Origin of the sequence: Mycobacterium sp. 4D054, assembly GCF_052245755.1 — a bacterium.
Lineage (GTDB): Bacteria > Actinomycetota > Actinomycetes > Mycobacteriales > Mycobacteriaceae > Mycobacterium.
Map to the genome: position 1 here is coordinate 1 of NZ_JBQQCF010000022.1, position 23,613 is coordinate 23,613.

General features: G+C 68.3%; 22 protein-coding genes. 12 read left to right on the plus strand and 10 right to left on the minus strand.

The features are described from left to right. The 3 genes from ACTWP6_RS16810 to ACTWP6_RS16820 all read right to left on the minus strand — a co-directional run. The coding region (locus ACTWP6_RS16810; RefSeq protein ID WP_443188295.1) for an MBL fold metallo-hydrolase at positions 1-641 on the minus strand (641 nt) is incomplete at its 3' end. A gap of 9 nt (positions 642-650) precedes the next feature. Further along, the gene (locus ACTWP6_RS16815) at positions 651-1,859 is read right to left on the minus strand and encodes an MFS transporter (RefSeq protein ID WP_260755568.1); all 1,209 of its coding nucleotides are present in this window, start codon (positions 1,857-1,859) and stop codon (positions 651-653) included. 98 nt (positions 1,860-1,957) lie between these two features. After that, a complete protein-coding gene (locus ACTWP6_RS16820; protein WP_260755567.1) occupies positions 1,958-2,722 on the minus strand; it encodes a LamB/YcsF family protein in 765 nt (254 codons plus the stop codon). A 97-nt stretch (positions 2,723-2,819) separates the two neighbouring features. Here ACTWP6_RS16820 and ACTWP6_RS16825 point away from each other — a divergent pair, with 97 nt between their 5' ends. From ACTWP6_RS16825 to ACTWP6_RS16840, 4 genes are read left to right on the plus strand one after another with little or no spacing between them, the layout of a single operon-like run. Continuing rightward, positions 2,820-3,773, plus strand: coding sequence for a metal ABC transporter solute-binding protein, Zn/Mn family (locus tag ACTWP6_RS16825; protein ID WP_260755566.1), 954 nt, complete (start codon positions 2,820-2,822; stop codon positions 3,771-3,773). Then, positions 3,760-4,545, plus strand: a complete 786-nt coding sequence (locus ACTWP6_RS16830) for a metal ABC transporter ATP-binding protein (protein ID WP_260755565.1) — start codon at positions 3,760-3,762, stop codon at positions 4,543-4,545. Before ACTWP6_RS16825 ends, ACTWP6_RS16830 begins: the two co-directional genes overlap by 14 nt. Next, positions 4,542-5,414: a metal ABC transporter permease gene (locus ACTWP6_RS16835; protein WP_443188296.1), complete on the plus strand. Its 873-nt coding sequence runs from the start codon at positions 4,542-4,544 to the stop codon at positions 5,412-5,414. The genes ACTWP6_RS16830 and ACTWP6_RS16835 overlap by 4 nt, the downstream gene beginning before the upstream one ends. 11 nt (positions 5,415-5,425) lie before the next feature. After that, complete coding sequence (locus ACTWP6_RS16840) at positions 5,426-6,526, plus strand: LacI family DNA-binding transcriptional regulator (protein ID WP_443188297.1); 1,101 nt, start codon at positions 5,426-5,428, stop codon at positions 6,524-6,526. A gap of 10 nt (positions 6,527-6,536) precedes the next feature. On the opposite strand, the gene otsB is transcribed toward ACTWP6_RS16840, so the two are convergent. Both otsB and kstR read right to left on the minus strand, forming a co-directional pair. Beyond that, a complete protein-coding gene (gene otsB, locus ACTWP6_RS16845; RefSeq protein ID WP_260755562.1) occupies positions 6,537-7,298 on the minus strand; it encodes a trehalose-phosphatase in 762 nt (253 codons plus the stop codon). 3 nt (positions 7,299-7,301) lie between these two features. Further along, on the minus strand, positions 7,302-8,009 hold the full coding sequence (kstR, locus tag ACTWP6_RS16850) for a cholesterol catabolism transcriptional regulator KstR (RefSeq protein WP_260755561.1): 708 nt from the start codon (positions 8,007-8,009) through the stop codon (positions 7,302-7,304). 194 nt (positions 8,010-8,203) lie between these two features. Here kstR and ACTWP6_RS16855 point away from each other — a divergent pair, with 194 nt between their 5' ends. After that, complete coding sequence (locus tag ACTWP6_RS16855; RefSeq protein WP_443188298.1) at positions 8,204-10,327, plus strand: acyl-CoA dehydrogenase family protein; 2,124 nt, start codon at positions 8,204-8,206, stop codon at positions 10,325-10,327. Between the two features lie 6 nt (positions 10,328-10,333). Here the strand turns inward: ACTWP6_RS16855 and ACTWP6_RS16860 are convergent, their stop codons facing one another. Then, the gene (locus ACTWP6_RS16860; RefSeq protein WP_443188299.1) at positions 10,334-10,912 is read right to left on the minus strand and encodes a hypothetical protein; all 579 of its coding nucleotides are present in this window, start codon (positions 10,910-10,912) and stop codon (positions 10,334-10,336) included. 22 nt (positions 10,913-10,934) lie between these two features. Further along, positions 10,935-12,005 (minus strand): ferredoxin--NADP reductase, encoded by a 1,071-nt coding sequence (locus ACTWP6_RS16865; protein ID WP_260755558.1) that lies wholly within the window; start codon positions 12,003-12,005, stop codon positions 10,935-10,937. A gap of 161 nt (positions 12,006-12,166) precedes the next feature. Here ACTWP6_RS16865 and hsaA point away from each other — a divergent pair, with 161 nt between their 5' ends. From hsaA to hsaB, 4 genes are read left to right on the plus strand one after another with little or no spacing between them, the layout of a single operon-like run. Continuing rightward, positions 12,167-13,351, plus strand: coding sequence for a 3-hydroxy-9,10-secoandrosta-1,3,5(10)-triene-9,17-dione monooxygenase oxygenase subunit (gene hsaA / locus ACTWP6_RS16870; protein WP_443188300.1), 1,185 nt, complete (start codon positions 12,167-12,169; stop codon positions 13,349-13,351). After that, complete coding sequence (gene hsaD / locus ACTWP6_RS16875; RefSeq protein ID WP_260755556.1) at positions 13,351-14,265, plus strand: 4,5:9,10-diseco-3-hydroxy-5,9,17-trioxoandrosta-1(10),2-diene-4-oate hydrolase; 915 nt, start codon at positions 13,351-13,353, stop codon at positions 14,263-14,265. The genes hsaA and hsaD overlap by 1 nt, the downstream gene beginning before the upstream one ends. After that, positions 14,262-15,164: an iron-dependent extradiol dioxygenase HsaC gene (hsaC, locus tag ACTWP6_RS16880; RefSeq protein WP_443188301.1), complete on the plus strand. Its 903-nt coding sequence runs from the start codon at positions 14,262-14,264 to the stop codon at positions 15,162-15,164. Before hsaD ends, hsaC begins: the two co-directional genes overlap by 4 nt. Before the next feature lie 32 nt (positions 15,165-15,196). After that, positions 15,197-15,763, plus strand: a complete 567-nt coding sequence (hsaB, locus tag ACTWP6_RS16885; protein WP_260755554.1) for a 3-hydroxy-9,10-secoandrosta-1,3,5(10)-triene-9,17-dione monooxygenase reductase subunit — start codon at positions 15,197-15,199, stop codon at positions 15,761-15,763. 87 nt (positions 15,764-15,850) lie between these two features. Here the strand turns inward: hsaB and ACTWP6_RS16890 are convergent, their stop codons facing one another. Next, a complete protein-coding gene (locus tag ACTWP6_RS16890; RefSeq protein ID WP_443188302.1) occupies positions 15,851-16,804 on the minus strand; it encodes a LysR family transcriptional regulator in 954 nt (317 codons plus the stop codon). A gap of 69 nt (positions 16,805-16,873) precedes the next feature. Between ACTWP6_RS16890 and ACTWP6_RS16895 the strand changes: the two genes are divergently transcribed. The 3 genes from ACTWP6_RS16895 to ACTWP6_RS16905 are packed head-to-tail and all read left to right on the plus strand — an operon-like array spanning position 16,874 to position 20,882. Continuing rightward, the gene (locus ACTWP6_RS16895) at positions 16,874-18,244 is read left to right on the plus strand and encodes an MFS transporter (protein WP_443188303.1); all 1,371 of its coding nucleotides are present in this window, start codon (positions 16,874-16,876) and stop codon (positions 18,242-18,244) included. Next, positions 18,241-18,987 carry a 3-hydroxybutyrate dehydrogenase gene (locus ACTWP6_RS16900; RefSeq protein WP_260755553.1) on the plus strand — a complete coding sequence of 249 codons (747 nt, stop codon included), beginning with the start codon at positions 18,241-18,243 and terminating at the stop codon, positions 18,985-18,987. Before ACTWP6_RS16895 ends, ACTWP6_RS16900 begins: the two co-directional genes overlap by 4 nt. Then, a complete protein-coding gene (locus tag ACTWP6_RS16905; protein WP_443188304.1) occupies positions 18,972-20,882 on the plus strand; it encodes an acetoacetate--CoA ligase in 1,911 nt (636 codons plus the stop codon). The genes ACTWP6_RS16900 and ACTWP6_RS16905 overlap by 16 nt, the downstream gene beginning before the upstream one ends. Here ACTWP6_RS16905 and ACTWP6_RS16910 read toward each other — a convergent pair. Further along, positions 20,863-22,158 carry an HNH endonuclease gene (locus ACTWP6_RS16910; protein WP_443188305.1) on the minus strand — a complete coding sequence of 432 codons (1,296 nt, stop codon included), beginning with the start codon at positions 22,156-22,158 and terminating at the stop codon, positions 20,863-20,865. The two genes, ACTWP6_RS16905 and ACTWP6_RS16910, sit on opposite strands and share 20 nt — an antisense overlap. Before the next feature lie 59 nt (positions 22,159-22,217). Beyond that, complete coding sequence (locus ACTWP6_RS16915) at positions 22,218-23,612, minus strand: xylulokinase (protein ID WP_443188306.1); 1,395 nt, start codon at positions 23,610-23,612, stop codon at positions 22,218-22,220. Position 23,613: the final 1 nt, after the last annotated feature.

A 23,613-nucleotide genomic window follows, 5' to 3' on the forward strand; every position in this document is an offset into this window, starting at 1 on the left:
TCGGCGCGACGGCCGGCAAGCGCGCCCGGCAGGAATCCCGCGCTGCCGACGACCAGCAGTCCGAGACCGCTGGGGCGATGGTGCACGACGGCTGACCACGCTTCGCCGCACCGGTAGGCCGACGCGCGGGCCGGCGGCTTCACCGGTGCGGTGATGCTGCCGGGGAACCGGTCCGGCGGGCAGTGGTTGCCCTGGATGAGGGTGAGCTCAAAGTTGCCCGCGGTGACGGTCTCACCGGGGGTGACGACCTCGACCCGGTCCAGTCCGTGCCCGCGGCCGAGGTGCGCCGCCGATGTCCCGCCGATCAACCGGGCACCGGTCAGTTCGGCGACGAGTGCGGAATCCATCGCATGGTCGTAGTGGGTGTGCACCGGGGTGACAGCCTCCAGGCGACGCACGCCGAGCCGTGACAGCGCGTCGTCGATGCGGCGGCGCGACGGGCGCAGCGGCCGGGTGGCGACGGTGAGCAGTCCCGGCCGGGAGAAGAAGCCGTCGGTCAGCACCGCCGACCGGCCGTCGTCGATGAGCAGGGTGGTCACCCCAGCCCACGTCACGGTCACCGAGGCCGACGGTGCCGCTGCCGGCAGATCGAAATACGCGGAGTAGGCCTGCAGGTCAGGCCGCCCGGCCTTCAGGCGCATGACGCCACCCTAAGCGGTGCGGGCCGCCCTGATGCTGCGCAGCCCGGCGATCGCGGCACCCAGGCAGGCCGCGGCCACTGTGCCTGCGAACCACGGGAACACCGCGGCCAGATCCCAGCGTGTGGCGGCCCAGCCCGCGATCAGGGTGGGCACCGCCATCGCGGTATAGGCCAGCAGATAGAACGCCGACATCGTCTCGCCACGCCGGTCAGCGGGGACGACGTCCGACAGGTGCCGCAACGAGCCGCCGAAGCCGAGTCCGAAGGTCGCGCCGAGCAGCGCCGCCGCGACGAACACCAGCTGCCACTGATGGGTCAGCAGCACCGGGATCGTGAGCAGCAGCGCAGCGGCCATGCCGGTGTCACCGGTGATCGCGGCGTACCTGGCCGGGATGCGGGTGGCGGCCAACTGCGCCAGTGCGGCGGCGAAGGCCGTGGTGCCGACGACGGCGCCGCCGAACACCAGGTTGTCGATGTGGGTCTGGCGCGCGGCAAGCGACGGGTACAGCGACAGCAGCACCCCGAGCACCGACCAGGAAGCCATCGCGCCGAGTGCGGAGAACCAGAAGTCGCCCCGGATCTGCTGCGGTACCGCGGGTTTGGCGATCCGGATGGGGCCGCGGGTGCGGGTGGTGTGGGTCTCGCGCAGGGCCAGCAGGCCGACGCCGACGGCCAGGCAGATCACCGCGACCACCGCGTACGGCGTTCTCAGTGGATGAGGGGCGTATTGCGCGAGCAGCGCGGACCCGAGGATCGCCACGGTCATGCCGATGTTGAAGCTGACGCCGCTGAGCTGCCCGGCGCGCACACCGTGGTCGGGCCGCAGGTCCAGCAGCGCCGCAGCGCCGGCGACGACGATGGAACCCACCGCCGCGCCGTGGATGGTGCGGGCCAGCAGCAGCATCCCCATGCTGTCGGCGACCAGGAACACCCCGAGCCCCACCATCAGCGCGAGCAGCGCGGCGACGAGTACCGGTTTGCGGCCCACCACGTCGGAGATCCGACCCGAGACCAGTACCGCCGCCAGCGCGGCGACGGCGTACACCGCGAACACGACCGTGGTGGCCAGCGGCGAGAGGTGCCAGTGGGTCTCGTAAATGCCGTACAGCGGCGCCGGCAGCCCGGACACCCCGAGCGCCACCCCGCTGAGCACGAGCAGCAGCGGGTAGGCCCACCGCTGTGGGGGAGTCGCCGGAGGGTCGAACGCGACGATCCTCATCACCTCCGACGGCTGATTGACGTGTGCCGAACCCGACGAGGTTACGTCGGAGTCCGCCAGACACAAACCCGGCGGGGTGGGGGATATTCCCGGGGCCCTCAGGTGAACGGGGCCAGTGTCACACCGTCGCCTGTCAGCCGTTCACGCACCGCCGTGGCGATGCGCACCGCGCCGGGCGAGTCGCCGTGGACGCACACCGACTCGACGGTGATCGGGATCGTCGAACCGTCGACCGCGGTCACCCGTCCGGCGGTGACCATGGAGATCACCCGGTCGGCGATCTCGTCGAGGTCGTGCAGCACCGCATTGCGCTCGCGGCGCGAGACCAGCTGTCCGTCGGGCCGGTAGGCCCGGTCGGCGAACGCCTCGGGCACGGTGCGCAGCCCGAGTTCGTCGGCGGCGGTGAAGAACACCGAGCCGGCCAGGCCGAGCACCGGCAGCGCCGGGTCGACGGCATGCACGGCTTGCGCGACGGCCTGTGCCTGCGCGCGGTGGGTGACGATCGAGTTGTACAGCGCCCCGTGCGGTTTGACGTAGGACACGGTGGAGCCGGCGGCGGCGGCCAGCGCCGACAGCGCCCCGATCTGGTACATCACGTCGGCGACCAGGTCCTCGGTACTGACGTCGATGAAGCGCCTGCCGAAACCGGCCAGGTCGCGGTAGCTGACCTGGGCGCCGATCCTCACCCCACGGGCCGCGGCGGCGCGGCACACCTTGAGCAGCGTGGCGGGGTCGCCGGCATGGAATCCGCACGCCACGTTGGCCGATGTGACGATCTCGAGCATCGCGTCGTCGTCACCGAGGGTCCAGACCCCGAAGCCCTCACCGAGGTCGGCGTTGAGGTCGACGGAGACCGGTGCCATGACGTCGAGCCTAGTGTCCGCGTGACGGTCGCCACGACGATGTGCACTCGTTATTGAAAACGGTTATCGTTGCGATGTGTTTGGTACGTCCCGGAATATGCGTGCGCTCGCCGCGTCCCTCGTCGCCTGTCTTCCCTTCGCCCTGTCCGCGTGCGGCGGTGGGGACACGTCGTCGCCTGAGGCGCAGGGCCCGGAGTGCCCGACCGAACCGGTGAACGTCGTCGTCAGCGTCGACCAATGGGGCGACATCGTCTCCCAGCTCGGCGGCGCGTGCGCTTCGGTGACCACGGTGCTGGCCGGCTCGTCGGTCGACCCGCACGACTACGAACCGGCCCCGTCGGATGCGGTCGCGTTCGAGGGCGCGCAACTGGTGGTCGTCAACGGCGGCCACTACGACGAGTGGGCGACCAAACTCGCCGCGACCTCGGCCGCCGATGCGCCGGTCGTCAATGCGGTCGAGCTCAGTGGCGGGCACGGTGAGGAGGCGGGCCACGACCACGGGCACGATCACGATCACGAGGGCAACCCGCACGTCTGGTACAACCCCGACGCGGTGACCGAGGTCGCCGACGCAGTGACCGCCGAGCTGACGACGCTGTCGTCGGCGGCGACGGACTACTTCGCCGAGCGCCGGGCCGAATTCGATGCGTCGATGACTCCGTACCGCGACGCGATCGCCGCAATCAGGGCCGGCGCCGCCGGAAAGACCTACGTGACCACCGAGAGCGTGTTCGACGACATGGCGACCGCGCTGGGGCTGGTCGACCGAACCCCGCGCGGCTACCGGGCCGCAGCCGCCAACGAGAGCGAGCCGTCGCCGGCTGATCTCGACGCATTCCTGCAGTTGCTCGCCGACCGGGGCGCCGACGTGCTGATCTACAACGTCCAGACCGAGGGATCGGTACCCGAACAGATCCGCTCTGCGGCCGAGGGCGCCGGGATCGCCGTGGTCGAGGTCACCGAAACACTTCCCGACGACGCCGATTCGTTTCAGGATTGGCAGGTGGCGCAACTGAATTCTCTGGCCGGGGCGCTCGGTGTCGGAACCTGAGCCGGCCGCCGTCCCGGCGCTGACCTTCGACGACGTCAGCGTCGAACGGGGTGGGCGCACGGTGTGGAGCGAGTCGACGTTCCGCGTCGATGCGGGCCGGTTCGTGGCCGTCATCGGGCCCAACGGGTCGGGCAAGACCACGCTGCTGCAGGTGATCCTCGGTTTGCTCGCCCCCTCATCGGGCGAAGTCCGGGTGTACGGCCGTCGCCCGGGTGCGGTCAACGACGAGATCGGTTACGTCCCACAGAATTACGATGCCAATGCCAACGAGGCGATCCGTGCCCGCGATGCGGTGCTGCTCGGCCTTACCGGCCGGCGGTGGGGTTTCGGGCGCACCGGCGCCGCCGATCGCGCGCGCGTCGACGAGGCGCTGGGCTGGGTCGACGGCCTCGAGATCGCCGATCGCCGCCTCTCGGACCTGTCCGGTGGGCAGCGGCAGCGGATCGCGCTGGCCGGTGCATTGGTGGCCCGGCCGCGGATGCTGATCCTCGATGAGCCGCTGGCCTCCCTCGACCTGCGCAACCAGCACGAGATCGTCGCGGTGCTGGGCCGGCTCAAGCGCGAGCTCGGCGTGACCGTCTTGGTGGTGGCACACGACCTCAACCCGCTGCTGACGGTCCTCGACAGCGCGATCTACCTGCTCGACGGGCACGCCCACCACGCGCCGCTGGACCGCGTCGTCGATTCCGCACTGCTCACCCACATGTACGGGACCAGCATCCAGGTCGCCCACACCCTGCAGGGTGAGCTCTACATGCGGAGCGGGCAGTGACCCACACCGTCGTAGCGCTGGGGTATCAGGACAACTGGCTGCACATCCTGGGTTCGTCCTTCATGCGCAACGCGTGGCTGGGCGGCACCATCGTCGCTCTCGCGGCCGGCTTGATGGGGTACTTCATCGTGGTGCGTCACATCGCGTTCGCCGCGCACGCACTGGCCCACATCGGTCTGCCGGGCGCCACGGGTGCCGTGCTCATCGGCCTGCCCGCTGCGGTGGGGCTGGGGGTGTTCTGCGTCGGCGGTGCGCTGATGATCGGCGCGCTGGGGAAACGAGCCGCCGAACGGGAGGTCGCCACCGGCACCGTGCTGGCGTTCGCCACCGGTCTGGGGTTGTTCTTCAACTCGCTGGCCACCCGCAATTCCTCCACGCTGACCAACGTGCTGTTCGGCAACCTGCTGGCGATCAGCACCGAACAGCTGCTGTCATTCCTCACGCTCCTGGTGCTGACCGCCCTGGGTATCTCGTTCATCTTCCGGCCGCTGCTGTTCAGCTCGGTCAACGGCAAAGTCGCTGAAGCCAAGGGCATTCCGGTGCGCGCCTTGTCTATCGCGTTCATGGTGCTGCTCGGACTGACGGTGACGATGGCAGTGCAGGCGGTGGGCACGCTGCTGCTGTTCGCGTTGGTGGTGACCCCGGCCGCGACGGCGCTGATGCTCACGGCGCGCCCGGTCGCCGCGATGGCGGCGTCGGCGGTGATCGGCCTGGTCTCGGTGTGGGTCGGCCTGACGTTCTCGGCGATGTTCAACCTGCCGCCCAGCTTCGTGATCGTGTCGATCGCGTGCGCGGTGTGGCTGGCGGTGTGGGCCGGTTGCCGGGCGCCGCGACCGAGTCGTAGGTCGGCGACGGGCGCCATCCACTAACGTCGGGGAGCATGACCAGGAGTCCGACGCCCCGACGGCGCGCGACCCTGGCCTCGCTGGCCGCCGAACTCAAGGTGTCGCGCACCACCGTCTCCAATGCGTACAACAGACCCGACCAGCTCTCGGCCGAGTTGCGCGAGCGTGTGCTTTCCACCGCCAAACGGCTGGGCTATCCGGGACCCGACCCGGTGGCACGCTCGCTGCGCACCCGCAAGGCAGGCGCGGTGGGTCTGGTGATCACCGAACCGCTCAACTATTCCTTCAGCGACCCCGCCGCGCTCGACTTCGTCGCCGGGCTGGCTGAGTCGTGCGAGGCGGTGGGCCAGGGCCTGCTGCTGGTCGCGGTGGGCCCCAACCGCAGTGTGGCCGAGGGCTCGGCCGCGGTGCTTGCCGCCGGCGTGGACGGGTTCGCGGTGTACTCCGCATCCGACGACGACCCGTATCTGCCCGCGGTGCTCGAGCGCCATCTACCGGTCGTGGTGGTCGACCAGCCGCGGGACGTGCCCGGGGCCTCGCACGTGGGCATCGACGACCGTGCCGCGATGCGGCGGCTCGCCGAACACGTCATCGAGCTCGGGCACCGCGAGATCGGCTTGCTGACCATGCGGCTCGGTCGCGACTGGCCCCGGGGCGGACCCGGCCCGGTGCTGGCCGACCCGGAACGACTGCGCAGCCCGCACTTCCACGTTCAGGGTGAGCGCATCCGCGGATTATGTGACGCGATGTCGGCGGCGGGCCTGGATCCGGAATCGTTGACCGTCGTGGAGAGTTACGAGCACCTGCCCACCTCCGGTGGATCGGCTGCGGACGTCGCGCTCGCCGCCAACCCGCGGATCACCGCGCTGATGTGCACCGCCGACGTGCTGGCGTTGTCCGCGATAGACCATCTGCGCGCGCGGGGCGTCTATGTGCCGGGGCAGATGACGGTGACGGGGTTCGACGGCGTGCCCGAGGCGCGACGCCGGGGCCTGACCACCGTGCTGCAGCCGAGCATCGAAAAAGGAAGGCGGGCAGGCGAACTGCTGCACGAGCCGCCGCGGTCGGGATTGCCGGTCATCGAGGTGCTCGAAACGCAGGTCGTGCGCGGGCGCACGTCGGGGCCGCCCGCCTGATCACCCCCGCTCAGGTGAGGCGCGGGTGTGACCGCCGCTGGTTCACGAGGTGCTGCAGCACGAGGGTGACGTCATCGGGGGAGTCCACCCGGTAGCGGGCGGCGGTGTCACCCGGGCCCACCTTGACACCGACGTCGGCATCCCGCAGCCGGGTGAACGCCTTCTCGTCGGTCACGTCGTCACCGAGGAACACCACGGCCGTCGCGTCGTGTTCGGCGCGCAGGATGTCGATCGCCTCTCCCTTGTCGGTCGAGATGACGGCGAACTCGAGCACCGCCTTGCCCGTGGTCACGTGCGCGTTCCACTGCGGCGCTGACTCCCATGCTTGCGCCAGGGCGGCGTCGGCGTCGGCGGGGGCCGCGTTGCGGACGTGCAGAGCGACACTGGCCGGTTTGGTCTCGACGTGCACACCTGTTCTGCCCGAGGCGATCTCACGCAGTCTGTCGGTGATGGCGTTCAGGAGCTCGCGGTCAATGTCGTGGGCGAAGCCGGAGGCGAACTGCGCGCCGTGGCTGCCCACCAGATGCACCGACGCGGGCATCGACGACAACGCGCGCAGCGTGTCGAGGTCCCGTCCCGAGATCAACGCCGTTGCCGTCGAGGGCAATTCGGACAGTGCGACGAGGGCCTCGGCGGCCGGCGGCAGCGGCCGCGCGTCGGCCGGGTTGTTCACGATCGGCGCGAGCGTGCCGTCGAAATCCGAGGTGACCAGGAGACGCGGGGTGTCCGCCACAGAGGAGAGTGCGCGAACAAGCTCGGGCGGGAGGTCCACCCCTCAGATCTTAGGCTGCTCACCGTCGCCGATGAGTAACCGCACAGCCAGGTCCAACCGCTTGGCGACGTCGGTGGCCGACGCGCGCCGGGTCAGCCAGGCCAGCAGATTGGACAGCCACACGTCGGATATCACCCGGGCGATGTGGTACTGGTCCTCGGTGGGCTCACCGTCGCTCATCGCCCGGGCGAACATCGAGTCCATCAGCTTGCCGACGTGGTCGACCTCGCCGGCAGCGGACGCGTCGGCGAACACGAATGCGCGCGTCATGGCCTCGGTCAGCAGCGGGTTGCGCTGCATGGCGCGGTTGAGCTTGCCGACCATGATGTTGAGCCGCTGATAGGCGGAGGCTCCGGTGGGAAACGCCGACCGGTCGGTCTTGGCATCGATGCGCTCGAACTCGCGGCCCAGCGCCGATACCAGCAGATGCACCTTCGACGGGAAGTAGCGGTACAACGTGCCCACCGCGACGTCGGCGCGTTCGGCTACCGCGCGCATCTGGACGGCTTCGTAGCCGCCCTTCGACGCGATCGCCAGGGTGGCGTCCAGGATGCGCTTACGCCGTTCACGCTGCGCTTCGGAGCCGAGTTCGGATTCGGCGAGCACCGCGACGTTCGTCACCTGGCGGGGTCGGGACTCAGAGCCTGCGCCCGACGTGACGCGCGCAGACGTCTGCGCTTTGTCAGCTGTGAACTCCGACGTCCCCGACATGCGGCGAATGGCTCCTTCGTGATGCGTCCCCGGTGAGAACGATACGCATCCCGGTCCCGTTTCTCTTCTCCGTGCCACAGGCGCGCGCGTGGGCCCTGCAGCGAAGGCGGTCGACTTGACGGTCGAACGCTGTCACTATTAGAACACGTTCTAGTGAGAAGCATCGTCTTCTCGCCCAATCGCTAGGAGACACCGTGTCGGCTTCAACGTCCGCTCCCACCACCGACGACCAGTCCGCCGCACGGGAACTGGTCCGGACCTGGGCCGCAGCGTCACGCGCCATCGAGGCCGCGCGTGATGTAGAGCAGGGCAACAGCGACGCGTGGCGTTCACCATACGGCGGTCTGGCCGAACTAGGGATCTTCGGCGTCGCACTCCCCGAGGAACACGGCGGGGCCGACGGCACGGTGTCGGATCTGGCCGCGATGCTCGACGAGGCGGCCGCGGCGCTGGTGCCGGGACCGGTGGTCACCACCGCGCTGGCCACGTTGGTGCTCTCGGGTTCGCACGCCGGCCTGCTGGAGGCGCTGGCCGGCGGTGAGCGCACGGCGGGCCTCACGCTGACCGCCGACCTGGACTTCGCCGACGGCCTGGTGTCGGGCACCGCGCCGTATGTGCTCGGCGCGGAGCCGGCGGGAGTGCTGCTGCTACCCGCCGGTGACACCTGGCTGCTGGTCGACGGCACCTCCGAGGGGGTGACGGTCGAATCGCTCGACGCCACCGACTTCTCCCGTCCGCTGGCCCGCGTCGTCCTCGACGGTGCGGCGGCCGAGGCACTGGAAGTGCCCGCGCAGCGGGTCGTCGACCTGGTCGCGACGCTGCTGGCCGCCGAGGCGGCCGGTCTGGCTCGTTGGCTGCTGAACACCGCCACCGAATACGCGAAGGTGCGGGAGCAGTTCGGCAAGCCGATCGGGAGTTTCCAGGCGATCAAGCACATGTGCGCCGAGATGCTGTTGCGGTCCGAGCAGGTCTCCGTCGCCGCCGCCGACGCCGCCCGCGCGGCCGGCGAACCGGACGCCGATCAGCTGTCAATCGCTGCGGCGCTGGCGGCGTCGGTCGCGATCGACGCCGCCAAGGCCAACGCCAAGGACTGCATCCAGGTGCTCGGCGGCATCGGCATCACATGGGAACACGATGCGCATTTGTACCTGCGGCGGGCCTACGGCATCGCGCAGTTCCTGGGCGGACGGTCGCGCTGGCTGCGGCGGGTGGCGGCCCTGACGCAGCAGGGTGTGCGCCGGGAACTGCACATCGACTTGGAGTCGGTCGCAGATCTGCGTCCCGAAATCGCCTCCGCGGTGGCCGAAATCGCCGCCGCGCCGGAGAACGAGCGTCAGGTCGCGTTCGCCGAGACCGGGCTGCTGGCGCCGCACTGGCCGCGTCCCCACGGCCGCGCCGCCGGACCCGCCGAGCAGTTGCTGATCGACCAGGAGCTGGCCGCGGCAGGGGTGACGCGTCCCGATCTGGTGATCGGCTGGTGGGCGGTGCCGACCATCTTGGAGCACGGCAGCCCGGAACAGGTCGAGCAGTTCGTTCCGCCGACCCTGCGCGGCGAGCTGGCCTGGTGCCAGCTGTTCAGCGAGCCCGGCGCCGGTTCGGACCTGGCGGCACTGCGCACCAAAGCCGTTCGCGCCGAAGGAGGTTGGAAGCTCACCGGGCAGAAGGTGTGGACCTCGGCGGCGCAGAAGGCGCATTGGGGTGTGTGCCTGGCAAGGACGGACGCCGACGCACCGAAGCACAAGGGCATCACGTACTTCCTCGTCGACATGAAGAGCCCGGGCATCGTGATCCGCCCGCTGCGCGAGATCACCGGCGACGAGCTGTTCAACGAGGTGTTCTTCGACGACGTGTTCGTTCCCGACGAGATGGTGGTCGGTCAAGTCAACGACGGATGGCGGCTGGCCCGCACGACGCTGGCCAACGAGCGCGTCGCGATGGCGCAGGGCACCGCCCTGGGCAACCCGATGGAGGAACTGCTGCGCGTGGTGGCCGAGCTCGAAGTCGATGGGGCGCAACAGGACCAGCTCGGTCAGCTGATCGTCACTGCGCAGGTCGGCTCGCTGCTGGACCAGCGGATCGCTCAGCTCGCGGTCGAGGGTCAGGACCCGGGCGCACAGGCCAGCGCGCGCAAGCTCATCGGCGTGCGGTACCGCCAGACGCTGGCCGAGTTCCGGATGGATCTGTCTGAGGGCGCCGGCGCGGTGGTCAACCCGCAGGTGCACGACTTCCTCAACACCCGCTGCCTGACGATCGCCGGCGGCACTGAGCAGATCCTGCTGACCATGGCGGGAGAGAGGCTGCTCGGCCTGCCCCGCTGACCCGTGTTACTCGAACGTCGTCTGCGCGCATGCGCTGGGCGTCGTGAGGTTCACCCCGCCGTAGACCACCTGGATCTGCGAGCACACGATGAACTGCGAGCCCTTGGCCGGCTGCCCGGTGGTCCACTCGGTCGGCACCGAGTCACCGTCGGTGGTGAAGCGCTCGATCGGCCCGCCGCCGAAGTAGGTCACCGACACCTCGACATCGCGCAGCGATTTCAGCATGCGTGACAGTACGTTCTCGTGGTTGGCCCCCTTGAGTTCACGCGGGGTGCCCGCCGGCGCGCTGTACCAGGCTTCCTGCCAGACGTTCTGCGAGTCGCTGCGCAGTGTGATGGTCTGACGCGCCCAGGCGTCACCGGGGAAACCGGTCGGCCCGTTGGGGGTGAGCAGATTCGCCGTGGTCCGGTAGAAGCACCTGTTCTGCGCCGCCTCGCAGTTCGCGGTGACGTGCATTTCGATCTGTGTGGCCGGGTCGACGTGAATCGAGGACATCGAGGTGTTGGACGCGGCCGTCGCCGTCGGAGGGTGGGCGAAAGCCAACGCCGCCAGCGCGACCGCACTTGCCGCTGCGAGCCGGTTCATCGTGATGAAGGTAATCCCCCTGCTACTCGTCATAGGTGACTTCGACCGAATCCGAGCGCGGATGCGCCTGGCAGGCCAGGATCAGGCCCTCGTCGAGGTCCTGCTGTTCCAGGACGTCATTGACCTCCATCTCGGTGTCGCCGGACTTCTTCACCACCGCGCAGGCGCCGCAGTGCCCTTCGCGGCAGGAGAACGGCGCGTCGAGGCCCTTGTCCAGCAGCACGTCGAGCAGTTTTGCCCGGCGCGGCCAGGACACCTCGTGGGTTTGTCCGTCCAGCGTCACGACCGCCGTCGCGGGCCCCTCGTCGCTGTCGTCGGGTTCGAGTTTCACCGCCGCGAACGGGTCGGATTCCAGCGACTTGAACACCTCGATGTGGATGCGCTCGGCGGGCAGGCCCGCCGTCGTCAGGGCCTCCTCGGCGGCGGCCATGAATGGACCGGGGCCGCAGATGAACGCCTCGCGGGAGGTGTAGGGGGCGAACAGCTCAGCCAGGGCGGACACGCTCGGAAGACCCTGGACCGACTCCAGCCAGTGGATCGCGGTCAGCCGGTCCGGGTACTTGCCCGCCAGATCACGCAGTGCCTCGGCGAAGATCACGGACTGCTCGTCGCGATTGGCATAGACCAGCGTGACCTTGCCGCTGCCCTCGGACAGGGCCGATTTCAGGATCGCCAGCATCGGGGTGATGCCGCTACCGGCCGCGAGGAGCAGAAAGTCGGTGTCCAAATTCTTCGGCACGAAAGTGCCCGACGGGGCCAGCACATGGATCTTCATTCCGGCATGGGCGTTGTCGCACAACCAGTTCGACGCGTACCCGTTGGCGGTGCGTTTGACCGTGACGGTCAACGGGTCGCCGGTGAACGGGGAGCTGCACAGCGAGTAGCAGCGGGCCACCGACCCGGTGCGGTCACTGGGCACCCGCAGGGTGAGGAACTGCCCCGGCGAATACCGGAGTTTCTCCGGCGCAACGGGAGCGTCGGCGGGGGATTTGAACACCAGCGAGCGCGCGTCCGGCGTCTCGTCGATGACGTCGGCGATCTCCAGCTCGAGCACATGCGCGCCCAGCGGTTCGTCGGCGGCTACGTCCGTCACAAGATGAGCCCTCTCTTCGCGCCGCGATCGGTCATAACTAGAACAGGTTACAGAAATGCATGTGCGCAGGTCCAGCCGCTGCAGGACACCGCTACTCGACACAAATCGTAACGTGTTCTAATCTCTTGTAGGTTACTTCGCACGCCTCGGGAGGCACACCAGTGACGTCCATTGAACAGCGCGACGCGCAGTCGGTTCTCGCCGGTATCGACGACCTGCTGCCGCGGATCGCCAAGCGTTCCCAAGCCGCTGAAGAGTTGCGCCGACTGCCCGACGAGACCGTGACCGAGCTCGATGAGGTCGGTTTTTTCAAGCTGCTCCAGCCCAAGCAGTGGGGCGGCCTGCAGTGCGATCCCACGATCTTCTACGAGGCCGTCCGACGTATCGCGAGCGCGTGCGGATCCACCGGCTGGGTGTCGTCGATCATCGGCGTGCACAACTGGCATCTGGCGTTGTTCGACCAGCAGGCCCAGGAAGACGTGTGGGGCAGTGATCCGACGGTGCGTGTGTCGTCGTCGTACGCGCCGATGGGTGCGGGCACCGTCGTCGACGGCGGCTACCTGGTCAGCGGGGCCTGGCAGTGGTCATCGGGTTGTGACCATGCCGCCTGGGCATTTCTCGGCGGACCGGTGATCAAGGACGGCAAGCCGGTCGACTTCGGCAGCTTCCTGATCCCGCGCACCGACTACCGCATCGACGACGTCTGGAACGTTGTCGGCCTGAAGGCCACCGGTAGCAACACCGTGGTGGTCAAGGACGTCTTCGTCCCGCGCCACCGGTTCCTGTCGTACAAGGCGATGAACGACGGCACCGCGGGCGGCTACCGGACGAACACGGCGCCGGTATATAAGATGCCTTGGGGCACAATGCATCCCACCACTATCAGCGCCCCGATCATGGGAATGGCCTACGGTGCCTACGAAGCCCACGTCGAGCACCAGGGCAAGCGTGTCCGCGCGGCGTTCGCCGGGGAGAAGTCCAAGGACGATCCGTTCGCGAAGATCCGCATCGCCGAGGCCGCCAGCGACATCGACGCCGGCTGGCGTCAGCTGATCGGCAACGTCCGCGACGAGTATCGGCTACTCCAGGCCGGCGAGGAGATCCCGTTCTCGTTGCGTGCGGCGGCCCGGCGCGACCAGGTCCGTGCCACCGCACGTGCGATCGCGTCGATCGACCTGCTGTTCGAGGCCTCCGGTGCCACCGCGCTGCAGCTCGATCAGCCCGTGCAGCGGTTCTGGCGTGACGCCCACGCCGGCCGGGTGCACGCGGCCAACGAGCCCGAGCGCGCGTACCTGATCTTCGGCAACGACGCGTTCGGCCTGCCGCCGCAGGACACGATGGTGTGATGACGTCCTTCGCCGCGGAAGCTGCTCAGCAGCAGGAGATCACGTTCGAGTCGACCTCGCGCTACGCACAGGTCCGTGAGGACATGCGCTTGCATTACCACGAGGCCGGCGCCGTGCACCGCGAGACGGCAGGCACGGTCGTGCTGCTGCACGGCGGGGGTCCGGGTGCGTCGAGCTGGTCGAACTTCTCGAAGAACATCCCGGTGCTCGCCCAGCACTTCCACGTGCTGGCCGTCGACCAGCCCGGCTACGGGCACTCCGACAAGCACACCGAGCACGAGCAGTACAACCGTTACAGCGCGACCGCGCTGCTGAACCTGTTCGACCATCTCGGTATCGAACGTGCTGCGCTGGTGGGTAATTCGCTCGGCGGTGGCACCGCTGTGCGGTTCGCGCTGGACAACCCCAAGCGGGCCGGCCGGCTGGTGCTGATGGGTCCCGGGGGCCTGAGTGTCAACCTGTTCGCGCCGGACCCGACCGAAGGCGTGAAGCTGCTCGGCAAGTTCGCCGCCGAACCGACGCGGGAGAACATCGAGAAGTTCCTGCGCATCATGGTCTGGGACCAGAGCCTGATCACCCCCGAACTGGTCGAGGAGCGGTTCCGGATCGCGAGCACGCCGGAATCGCTGGCCGCGACCAAGGCGATGGGAAAGTCGTTCGCCGGGGCTGATTTCGAGTTGGGCATGATGTGGCGCGACGTGTACAAGCTGCGTCAACGGGTGCTGCTGATCTGGGGTCGCGAGGACCGGGTCAACCCGCTCGACGGCGCTCTGGTGGCGCTCAAGCAGATTCCGCGGGTGCAACTGCACGTGTTCGGCCAGTGCGGCCACTGGGCGCAACTGGAGAAGTTCGACGAGTTCAACAAGCTGACCATCGACTTTCTCAACGGCGGAGCCAAGGAGGCAAAGTCATGAGCATCCGTTCCCTGGGCTACCTGCGCATTGAGTCCACCGATGTCGCTGCTTGGCGCGAGTACGGCCTCAAGGTGCTCGGCATGGTGGAGGGTTCCGGGAGCACCGAGGGTGCCCTGTACCTGCGCATGGACGAGTTTCCGGCGCGTCTGGTGATCGTGCCCGGTGAGCACGACCGGCTGCTGGTCTCCGGCTGGGAAACGGCGAACGCCGCGCAGCTGCAGGACATCCGGAAGAGGCTGGAGATCGAGGGCACTCCGTACAAGGAGGCCACGGCCGCCGAGCTGGCCGAGCGGCGAGTCGACGAGATGATCACCTTCGACGACCCGTCGGGCAACACCCTGGAGGTGTTCCACGGGGTCGCGCTGGAGCACCGTCGGGTGGTCAGCCCGTACGGCCACAAATTCGTCACCGAAGAGCAGGGACTCGGCCATGTCGTGCTGACCACCCGGGACGACGCCGAGACGCTGCGCTTCTACCGCGACGTGTTGGGCTTCTACTTGCGCGACTCGATGAAACTCCCGCCGCAACTGGTGGGCCGGCCCGCAGACGGAGCGCCTGCGTGGCTGCGCTTCCTCGGGGTGAATCCACGTCACCACAGCCTGGCGTTCATGCCGGGTGAAACGCCCAGTGGCATCGTGCATCTGATGGTCGAGGTGGAGAACTCCGACGACGTCGGCCTGTGCCTGGACCGCGCCCTGCGGCGCAAGGTGAAGATGTCGGCCACCCTGGGGCGTCACGTCAACGACAAGATGCTGTCCTTCTACATGAAGACCCCCGGCGGGTTCGACATCGAATTCGGTTGTGAAGGGCTCGAAGTCGACGACAGCAACTGGGTCGCTCGGGAGAGCACCGCCGTCTCGCTGTGGGGCCACGACTTCAGCGTGGGTTTCAAGGACTAGTGTCGAGCGCTGATGCGGGAGATCAAGCACCGGTGTCCGAGCCTGCGATCGACCCCCGCACCTTCCGTAATGTGCTCGGGCAGTTCTGCACGGGTATCACGGTGATCACGACGGTGCACGAGGACCAGCCCGTTGGTTTCGCCTGCCAGTCGTTCGCGGCGCTGTCGCTGGATCCGCCGCTGGTGCTGTTCTGCCCGACCAAACTCTCGCGTTCGTGGGCGGCGATCGAGGCCAGCGGCCGGTTCTGCGTCAACGTCCTGCACGAGGACCAGCAGCACGTGTCGGCCCGTTTCGGGTCCCGGGAGCCGGACAAGTTCGCCGGCATGGACTGGACGCCGTCCGAGCTCGGCTCGCCGGTCATCACCGGCAACCTTGCCCACATCGACTGCACAGTGCACTCGGTGCACGACGGCGGTGACCACTTCGTGGTGTTCGGCGCCGTGCACTCACTGTCGGACATCCCGACCAAGAAGCCGCGGCCGCTGCTCTTCTACCAGGGGCAGTACACCGGTATCGAGCCCGAGAAGAACACCCCGGCCGACTGGCGCAACGACCTTGAAGCGTTCCTGACCGCCACCACCGACGACACCTGGCTCTAGGCCGACCGCTGCGCCGCGTGGATGAATCACACGCATGTGATTCATCCACACTGGGGATAACACTTGTGGATAACTCCCCGGTCGACGTCAGCCCCGGCCGAGCAGCACATCGTGTTGCTCACGCACCCGGTCCCGGATCGCGTCGACGACCGCGGCGACTTCGGGACGACGCAGTGTCTCGGCCCTGGTGACCAGCCAATAGGCGAGCCTGATCGACACGTGGTCGGGCAGCACGCGCACCAGGTCGGGGTGCCGGTCGGCCATGAAGCACGGCAGTAGACCCAGACCGGCTGACGCCCGGGTGGCCTCGACGTGCACGAACACGTTGGTCGACGTGACCGACTCCCTCATGGTCGACGGGGCGAAGCTCGTCGCGAGGTCCAGGTCGTCGACCTGCAGCATCGAATCGATGAAATAGATGAGTGGGAAGTGCTGCAGGTGGTCCACGTCGGTCGGCCCGCCGTGCTCGGTCAGGTAGTCGCGAGAGCCGTACAGGCCCAGGCAGTAGTCGCCGAGCCGCAGTGCCTCGGCTCGGTGGACCTTGGGCTCGCCGACCACCACCTCGATGTCCATTCCCGACCGTTGCTGGGTCGCGCGGCGGGTGGTGGCCACGATCTCGACGGCGACTTTCGGGTGGCTGCGCTGCACCGTGGCGGCGGCCGGCGCCGCGATGTAGGCAGAGAACCCGTCGGTGGCCGAGATCCGCACCACCCCTTCCAGTGCCCGCCGTCCGGTCGCGTCTGTGGCCAGCGACCGCACCGCGTTCTCGACGGCCTCAGCCGCAGCGAGTGCTTCCCGGCCCAGGTCGGTGAGCTCCCAGCCGCCGCCGACCCGCGCCAGCACCCGCCCGCCCATGGCACGCTCCAGAGCGGCGATCCGGCGGCTGATCGTGGTGTGGTTGAGTCCGAGTTCGTCGGCCGCCGTCGTATACCGGCCGGTCCGGCCGACCGCCAGCAGGACCAGCAGGTCGTCGGCACTGGGGCGACGGGCGGGCGACGGCATCTCTGCATTTTCGCAGATGCATGGTGCGGTTTTGGCCATTGCTGGGCGGGGTAGCTGCATGAATACTCACTGTCGTCTGTGGTGGCCATCACAAGGGAGGGGTGTGCGATGAGCACGCAACAAAACGGGACGCCGGACCAGACGGGTTCGATCACGACGGGGCTCAAACGGGTGGTCGTCGCCTCCATGGCCGGCACGGTCGTCGAGTGGTACGAGTTCTTCCTGTACGCCACCGCGGCGACGCTGGTGTTCAACAAGGTGTTCTTCGCCGAGGGCACGAGCGAGGCGGCCGGGCTCATCGCCGCGCTGTTGACCTACGCCGTCGGATTCGTCGCGCGACCGCTGGGCGGCATCGTGTTCGGGCACTTCGGCGACAAGTACGGCCGCAAGAAGCTGTTGCAGTTCGCGATCCTGCTCGTCGGCGCCGTGACTTTCCTGATGGGCTGTCTGCCCACCTACGCTCAGATCGGGGTGTGGGCGCCGATCCTGCTGGTCGTTCTGCGATTCCTGCAGGGCTTCGCGGTCGGCGGAGAATGGGGTGGAGCGGTCCTGCTCGTCGCCGAACACAGCCCGAACAAGGAACGCGCGTTCTGGTCCAGTTGGCCGCAGGCGGCCGTGCCGGTCGGCAACATGCTGGCGACCGTCGTGTTGCTGGTGCTGACCGGGGTGCTGTCCGAGGAGGCGTTCCTGTCCTGGGGCTGGCGTGTGGCGTTCTGGCTGTCGGCGGTGGTGGTGCTGATCGGGTACTACATCCGGACCAAGGTCACCGACGCGCCCATCTTCGTCGCCGCGCAGGAAGAGGTCGAGCGGGTCAAGTCCGTGTCCTACGGCGTGGTCGAGGTGCTCAAGCGTTACCCCCGCGGCGTTTTCACCGCGATGGGACTGCGCTTTGCGGAGAACATCATGTACTACCTCGTGGTGACGTTCTCCATCGTCTACCTGAAGACCCACGTGGGCACTGACACCAGCGACATCCTCTGGTACCTGCTGGCGGCGCACGCGGTGCACTTCATCGTGGTTCCTCAGGTGGGTCGACTGGCCGACCGGTACGGGCGGCGGCCGGTGTACATCGTTGGCGCGACTCTGGCGGCCACGTGGGGCTTTTTCGCGTTCCCGATGATGAACACCGGCGACTATCTGATGATCATGGGAGCGGTCATCCTCGGCCTGATCATCCACGCCCTGATGTACGCTCCCCAGCCGGCGATCATGGCCGAGATGTTCCCGACCAGGATGCGGTATTCGGGTGTGTCCCTTGGTTATCAGGTGACATCCATCGTCGCCGGTTCGCTGGCACCGGCGATCGCCACCTGGCTGCTCGACAGGTTCGGCACCTGGGTGCCCATCGCCATCTACCTGGCCGGCGCCGCGGTGATCACGCTCGTCGCGGCGTGGTTCACCCGGGAGACCAATGGCATCGATCTGCACTCGCTCGACGAAGCCGACCGCGAACAGCTGGCCAAGGCGGGGCTGGTATGAGTGAGCGCAGTGGCCGCACCGCGCTGGTCACCGGCGGCGCGGGCGGCATCGGCGCCGCATGCGCGCGGGCGCTGGCCGATCAGGGCGTCACGGTCACCGTGGCCGACATCGACGACGCCGGCGCCAAGGCCGTCGCAGAGGAGATCGGCGGAACCGCCTGGGCGCTAGACCTTCTCGACGTCGACGCGCTGGCGAACCTGGCGTTGGACGTCGACATCCTGGTCAACAACGCCGGCATACAGAACATCAATCCGATCACCGAGTTCCCTCCCGACAAATTTCGCGCGATGTTGACGTTGATGGTCGAGGCGCCGTTCCTCTTGATCCGGGCCGCGCTTCCGCACATGTACCGCAACGAGTTCGGGCGTGTCATCAACATCTCGTCGATCCACGGGCTGCGTGCATCGCCGTTCAAGGTCGCCTACGTGACCGCCAAGCACGCGCTGGAAGGTCTGTCGAAGGTGACGGCGCTGGAGGGCGGTCCGCACGGCGTCACGAGCAACTGCATCAACCCCGGCTATGTGCGCACCCCACTGGTGACCAAGCAGATCGCCGACCAGGCCAGGACCCACAACATCGGTGAAGAACAGGTGGTATCTGACATCCTGCTCAAGGAGAGCGCAGTGAAGCGTCTCGTCGAGCCGGAGGAGGTTGGTGCGTTGGTCGCATGGCTGGCATCGCCCGTGGCGGGCATGGTAACCGGAGCGTCGTACACGATGGACGGCGGATGGAGCGCGCGGTGACGGTGACGACCGATGCGGCGCAGTGGGAACCCACCGACGAGGACATCGCCCGGGCGCAGGTCACGGCGTTCACGCGATTCGTCGAGCAGCGCACCGGACGGACCTTCGCCGACTACCACGCGCTGTGGCAGTGGTCGGTCGACGACATCGAGGCATTCTGGGGTGCGCTGTGGGACTACTTCGACCTCGGTGAGCACCACGGTGTGCTCGAAGGCTCGGAGATGCCCGGCGCCAGATGGTTTCCGGGCACCTCGCTGAATTACGTCGACCAGGTCGTGCGCAACGCGCGTACCGATCGGCCGGCAATCATCCACGTCAGTGAGGACGGGCCCGACCGCGAGGTGTCGTGGGCCGAACTGCTGGGACGCACCACGGCATTCGCCGAGCGATTGCGGGCCGTCGGGGTCGGGGCCGGGGACCGTGTGGTGGGCTACCTGCCCAATATCCCCGAGGCGGTGATCGCGTTCCTCGCGACGGCCAGCGTCGGCGCGGTGTGGAGTGCTTGCGGTCAGGACTACTCCGCCAAGGCCGCGTTGGACCGGCTGGGCCAGCTGGAGCCGAAGGTGCTGGTCGCGGCAGACGGCTACGTGTTCGGCGGGAAGTACCGCGACAAGCGCGACGACGTGCAGGCCGTGGCCGCCGGTCTCCCGACATTGGAGGCGACGTTCTCCGCCGCAGATCTCGCCGAACGCAGCGACGGTGCGCTCGACCCGGTCGGTGTGCCGTTCGAGCATCCGCTGTGGATCCTGTTCTCCTCCGGCACCACCGGTCTGCCGAAGGGCATCATGCACGGCCACGGCGGGGTGGTGCTCGAACATCTCAAAGCCGTGGCGCTGCAGTCGGACATCGGGCGCGACGACACCTTCTTCTGGTACACGAGCCCGAGCTGGATGATGTGGAACTTCCAGGTCGCGGGGCTGCTGGTGGGTGCGACCATCGTCTGTTACGAGGGCAGTCCGAACGTGCCGCAACCAGATTCATTGTGGGACATCGCCGCCCGAGTTCGAGCCACCGTGCTCGGCACCAGCCCCGGTTACGTTCTCGGCTGCATCAAGGCCGATGTCCAACCAGGTCGCACGCACGATCTTTCGGCACTGCGATGCGTGGGGATCACCGGTTCCTCGCTTCCGCCGTCGTCGTCGCTGTGGCTGCGCGATCACGTGGACGCGCAGGTCGCCTCGATCAGTGGCGGCACCGACGTGGTGTCGGCGTTCATCGGCGGCGTCCGCACCGTGCCGGTGTGGCCGGGCGAGCTGTCGGCCCCGTATCTCGGTGTCGCGCTTGACGCATGGGACGAATCGGGACACCCGGTGCGAGGTGAGGTCGGAGAGCTCGTCGTGACCAAGCCGATGCCGTCGATGCCGGTCGCGTTCTGGAACGACCCCGACGGAAGCCGCTACCGCGCAGCCTATTTCGACACCTTCCCGGGCGTGTGGCGGCACGGTGACTGGATCACCCTCACCGAGCACGGCAGCGTGATCGTGCACGGCCGTTCCGATTCCACCCTCAACCGCAATGGCATCCGGATGGGCAGCGCCGACATCTACCAGGCCGTCGAGAGCCTTCCTCAGGTGGCCGAAGCACTGGTGATCGGTGCCGAGCAAGCCGACGGCGGGTACTGGATGCCGCTGTTCGTCGTGCTCGCCGAGGGCGTCGAACTCACGGACTCCCTGCGTGAACGCATCAACGGCATCATTCGCACCGAGGTGTCGCCGCGTCACGTTCCCGACGAGATCATCGTCGCGCCGGCGATTCCGCACACTCGCACCGGAAAGAAGCTCGAGGTCCCGATCAAGAAGCTGTTCCAGGGCGGGGACCCGGCGAAGGTCGTCGAGCGCAGCGCGGTCGATGACCCCGCGTTGCTCGACTGGTATGTCAGGCGGCGTCGAAGGTGATGAGGTCGATGGTGAGTTTGCCTTCGAGGAGGCTGAGGCGGCGGCGGACCGGTGGGCCGGGTAGTTGGGGTGCGCTGGTGCGGTAGATCGCTGCGGTGGGGGTGGTGAATTCGGCGGTGTGTTCACCGTCGGTATCGGTGGTGTTGACCTGCCAGCCGGGGGCTTCTTTGGCGTAATTGCAGGCCTCGCACATCCCGAGGCCGTTGCGTGCGCTGGTCGGCCCGCCGGCTCGATCGGGTATGGCGTGGTCGTGGTGGCGGATCACGGCGTTGCAGTACGGGGTCCGGCAGGTGCGGTCGCGGCGCTCGAGCAGCTGCGCCAGTCCTTTCGGGAAGATCCGGGCCCTGGATTCCATCGCCACCAACTGCCCACTGTCGGGATGGCGGTAGAGCCGGCGCAGGGTGGCTTTGGGTTGGGCATCAGCAACCGCATCGGCGGTCAGGGCCCGGCAGAACCCGGCCGGGACCGGGCCGTACCCGTCCAGCCAGCCCAGCTCGTCGTCATCGCCGGCCAGGGTGGTGTCGGCCATCACCAGATTCAGTGCGATCGGCACCGGCCCGGCAGCGGGATGTCCGGTGACGCGTTCATAGATCGTCTCGGCCATCACCTGCCCGCGCGGGCGCCCGTCACCGCTGGTGTCGGCGGCGCGTTTGCACGCCGCGTACAGCCCGACCCCTTGGGCCAGCGGCAGCCGCACCGTGACGTAGACCATGGTGTTGGGGGCGGGCCGGCAGGACACCGCACAATCGGCGGCGCTGCTGTTGATCCGTGCCACCACCGCGGCGGCGTCCAGGCGGGCGGTGATCTTTTTGGCCTCGGCCTCCACGCGCTTGTTGCCCCACCCCGTCAACCGCGACGGATCGGCACACAGTTCTTCATCGAGTTGGCGGCGATGCTGCACCGACAGGCAGGCGGATTCCCGCACGATCAGGGTGGCCCGCCATTCCGAGAGCGCCCCGCACGCCAGCGCGGCCAACGTGTAGGGCATCTCCTCGACCAGGGCCTGGGCGAACCCGAGATGGCGGCCCCCGCACACCGGGGCATCACGGCGGGCCAGCGCGATCTCGGAGGCCAACCCTTTACCGCGCCGATCGGCGCGGATCCCGGCGGCGTCCTCGGCGGCGCGGCGTTTGGCCGCCCACAACGCGGTCGCGCGGGCCTGGGCGGCGGCCGCGGCCGATTTCAGTGCTTCACACCGCTCGACCACCGCCCGCAACTCGGCCTGCGACGCCCCCTCATCAACATCGAAATCGATATCGAACACACTTTCGAACATAAACCCGACGCTACCCCGCGCCTCTGACAACCCCGCCCCACCAACCGAAATCCGCTGATCTATCGCAAGGTCAGCGGCGCTGCCATCTCATATTGATCGCGAACGTGTGGTGTTGGGTCGGCCTCGTATCGCGCGCGGCCTGCGCTCGACCACGGCGGTGGTGCGTCCTGCCTGGAGAGCACCCAGGCCGCCTGCCGCGCCGCACCGAGCGCCACATACTCGGCAGGCGCCGGTACATCCACCGCCGCACCCAGCACTGCCGGTGCGATCTGCCGGACCGCCTCTGATCGGGCCGCGCCTCCCACGAGGATGATGCGCTGCGCATCGACTCCCTGTTCACGGATCTTGTCCATGCAGAAGGCAATCGAGCAGAGCAATCCTTCGACGGCGGCACGGGCGATGTTGGCGGAGCTGAAGTTACGCGTCGTGACGCCGTGGAGGGCGCCGGTGGCGTCAGGCAGATTAGGGGAGCGTTCGCCCTCGAAGTAGGGCACCAGAACCAAGCCTTCGGCGCCGGCAGGCGCCGACAGTGCGAGCCGGTCGAACTCGTCGAACTCCACCCGCAGCATGTTCGCGACCGCGGCCAGTACCGGCGCGCCGTTGAGGGTGCACACCAACGGCAGCTGGCGTCCGGTCGCGTCGGCGAAGCCGGCGACTATCCCCTCGGGATCCCGCGCACCGACGGAACCCACCGCGCTCACCACGCCCGATGTCCCGAGGGACACCACACAGTCGCCCGTAGACGCCCCCAAACCCAGTGCGGCAGCGGCGTTGTCGCCTGCTCCCGGTCCCAGGGTGAAGCCCCGCGGCGACGTGCCCGCCGGTGCGGAAGGTCCCAACACCTGGGGCACCATCGGCCGCCGTCCCCGCAGCGCAAGCTCGAGCAGGTCGTGGTGATATGTGTCGGTCCGAGCCGAGAAGTACCCTGTCCCGCTGGCATCGCTGCGGTCGGTGTGCAGGTCGGCGATCTCCGATGAGCCGCGCAGCCGCCACGTCAGCCAGTCATGGGGTAGGCACACCGCCGCGGTGGCCTCGGCATGGCGCGGTTCGTGATCGGCCAGCCACCGCAGCTTGGCCGCGGTGATGGCAGCCACCGGAACGACGCCGACCCGCTCGGCCCATGCCGCGGCACCACCCAGCTCGTCGATGAGTTGCGCCGCAGCGCCCGCGGATCGGGTGTCATTCCACAGCAACGCGTCTCGGACCACCCGGCCGGCGTCGTCCAGGCAGATCATGCCGTGCTGCTGTGCCCCCACAGAGACTGCGTCCACGTCGTCGAGTCCGCCCGCAGCGGTGATCGCGTCTTGCAGTGCGCCCCACCACAACTCGGGATCGACCTCGGTGCCGCCGGGGTGCGGCGTCGTCGCCCAGCGCACCGGCCGGCCTGTGGCGGCGTCGCAGACGACCACCTTGCACGATTGCGTCGATGAGTCGACTCCGGCGACGAGCGTCATG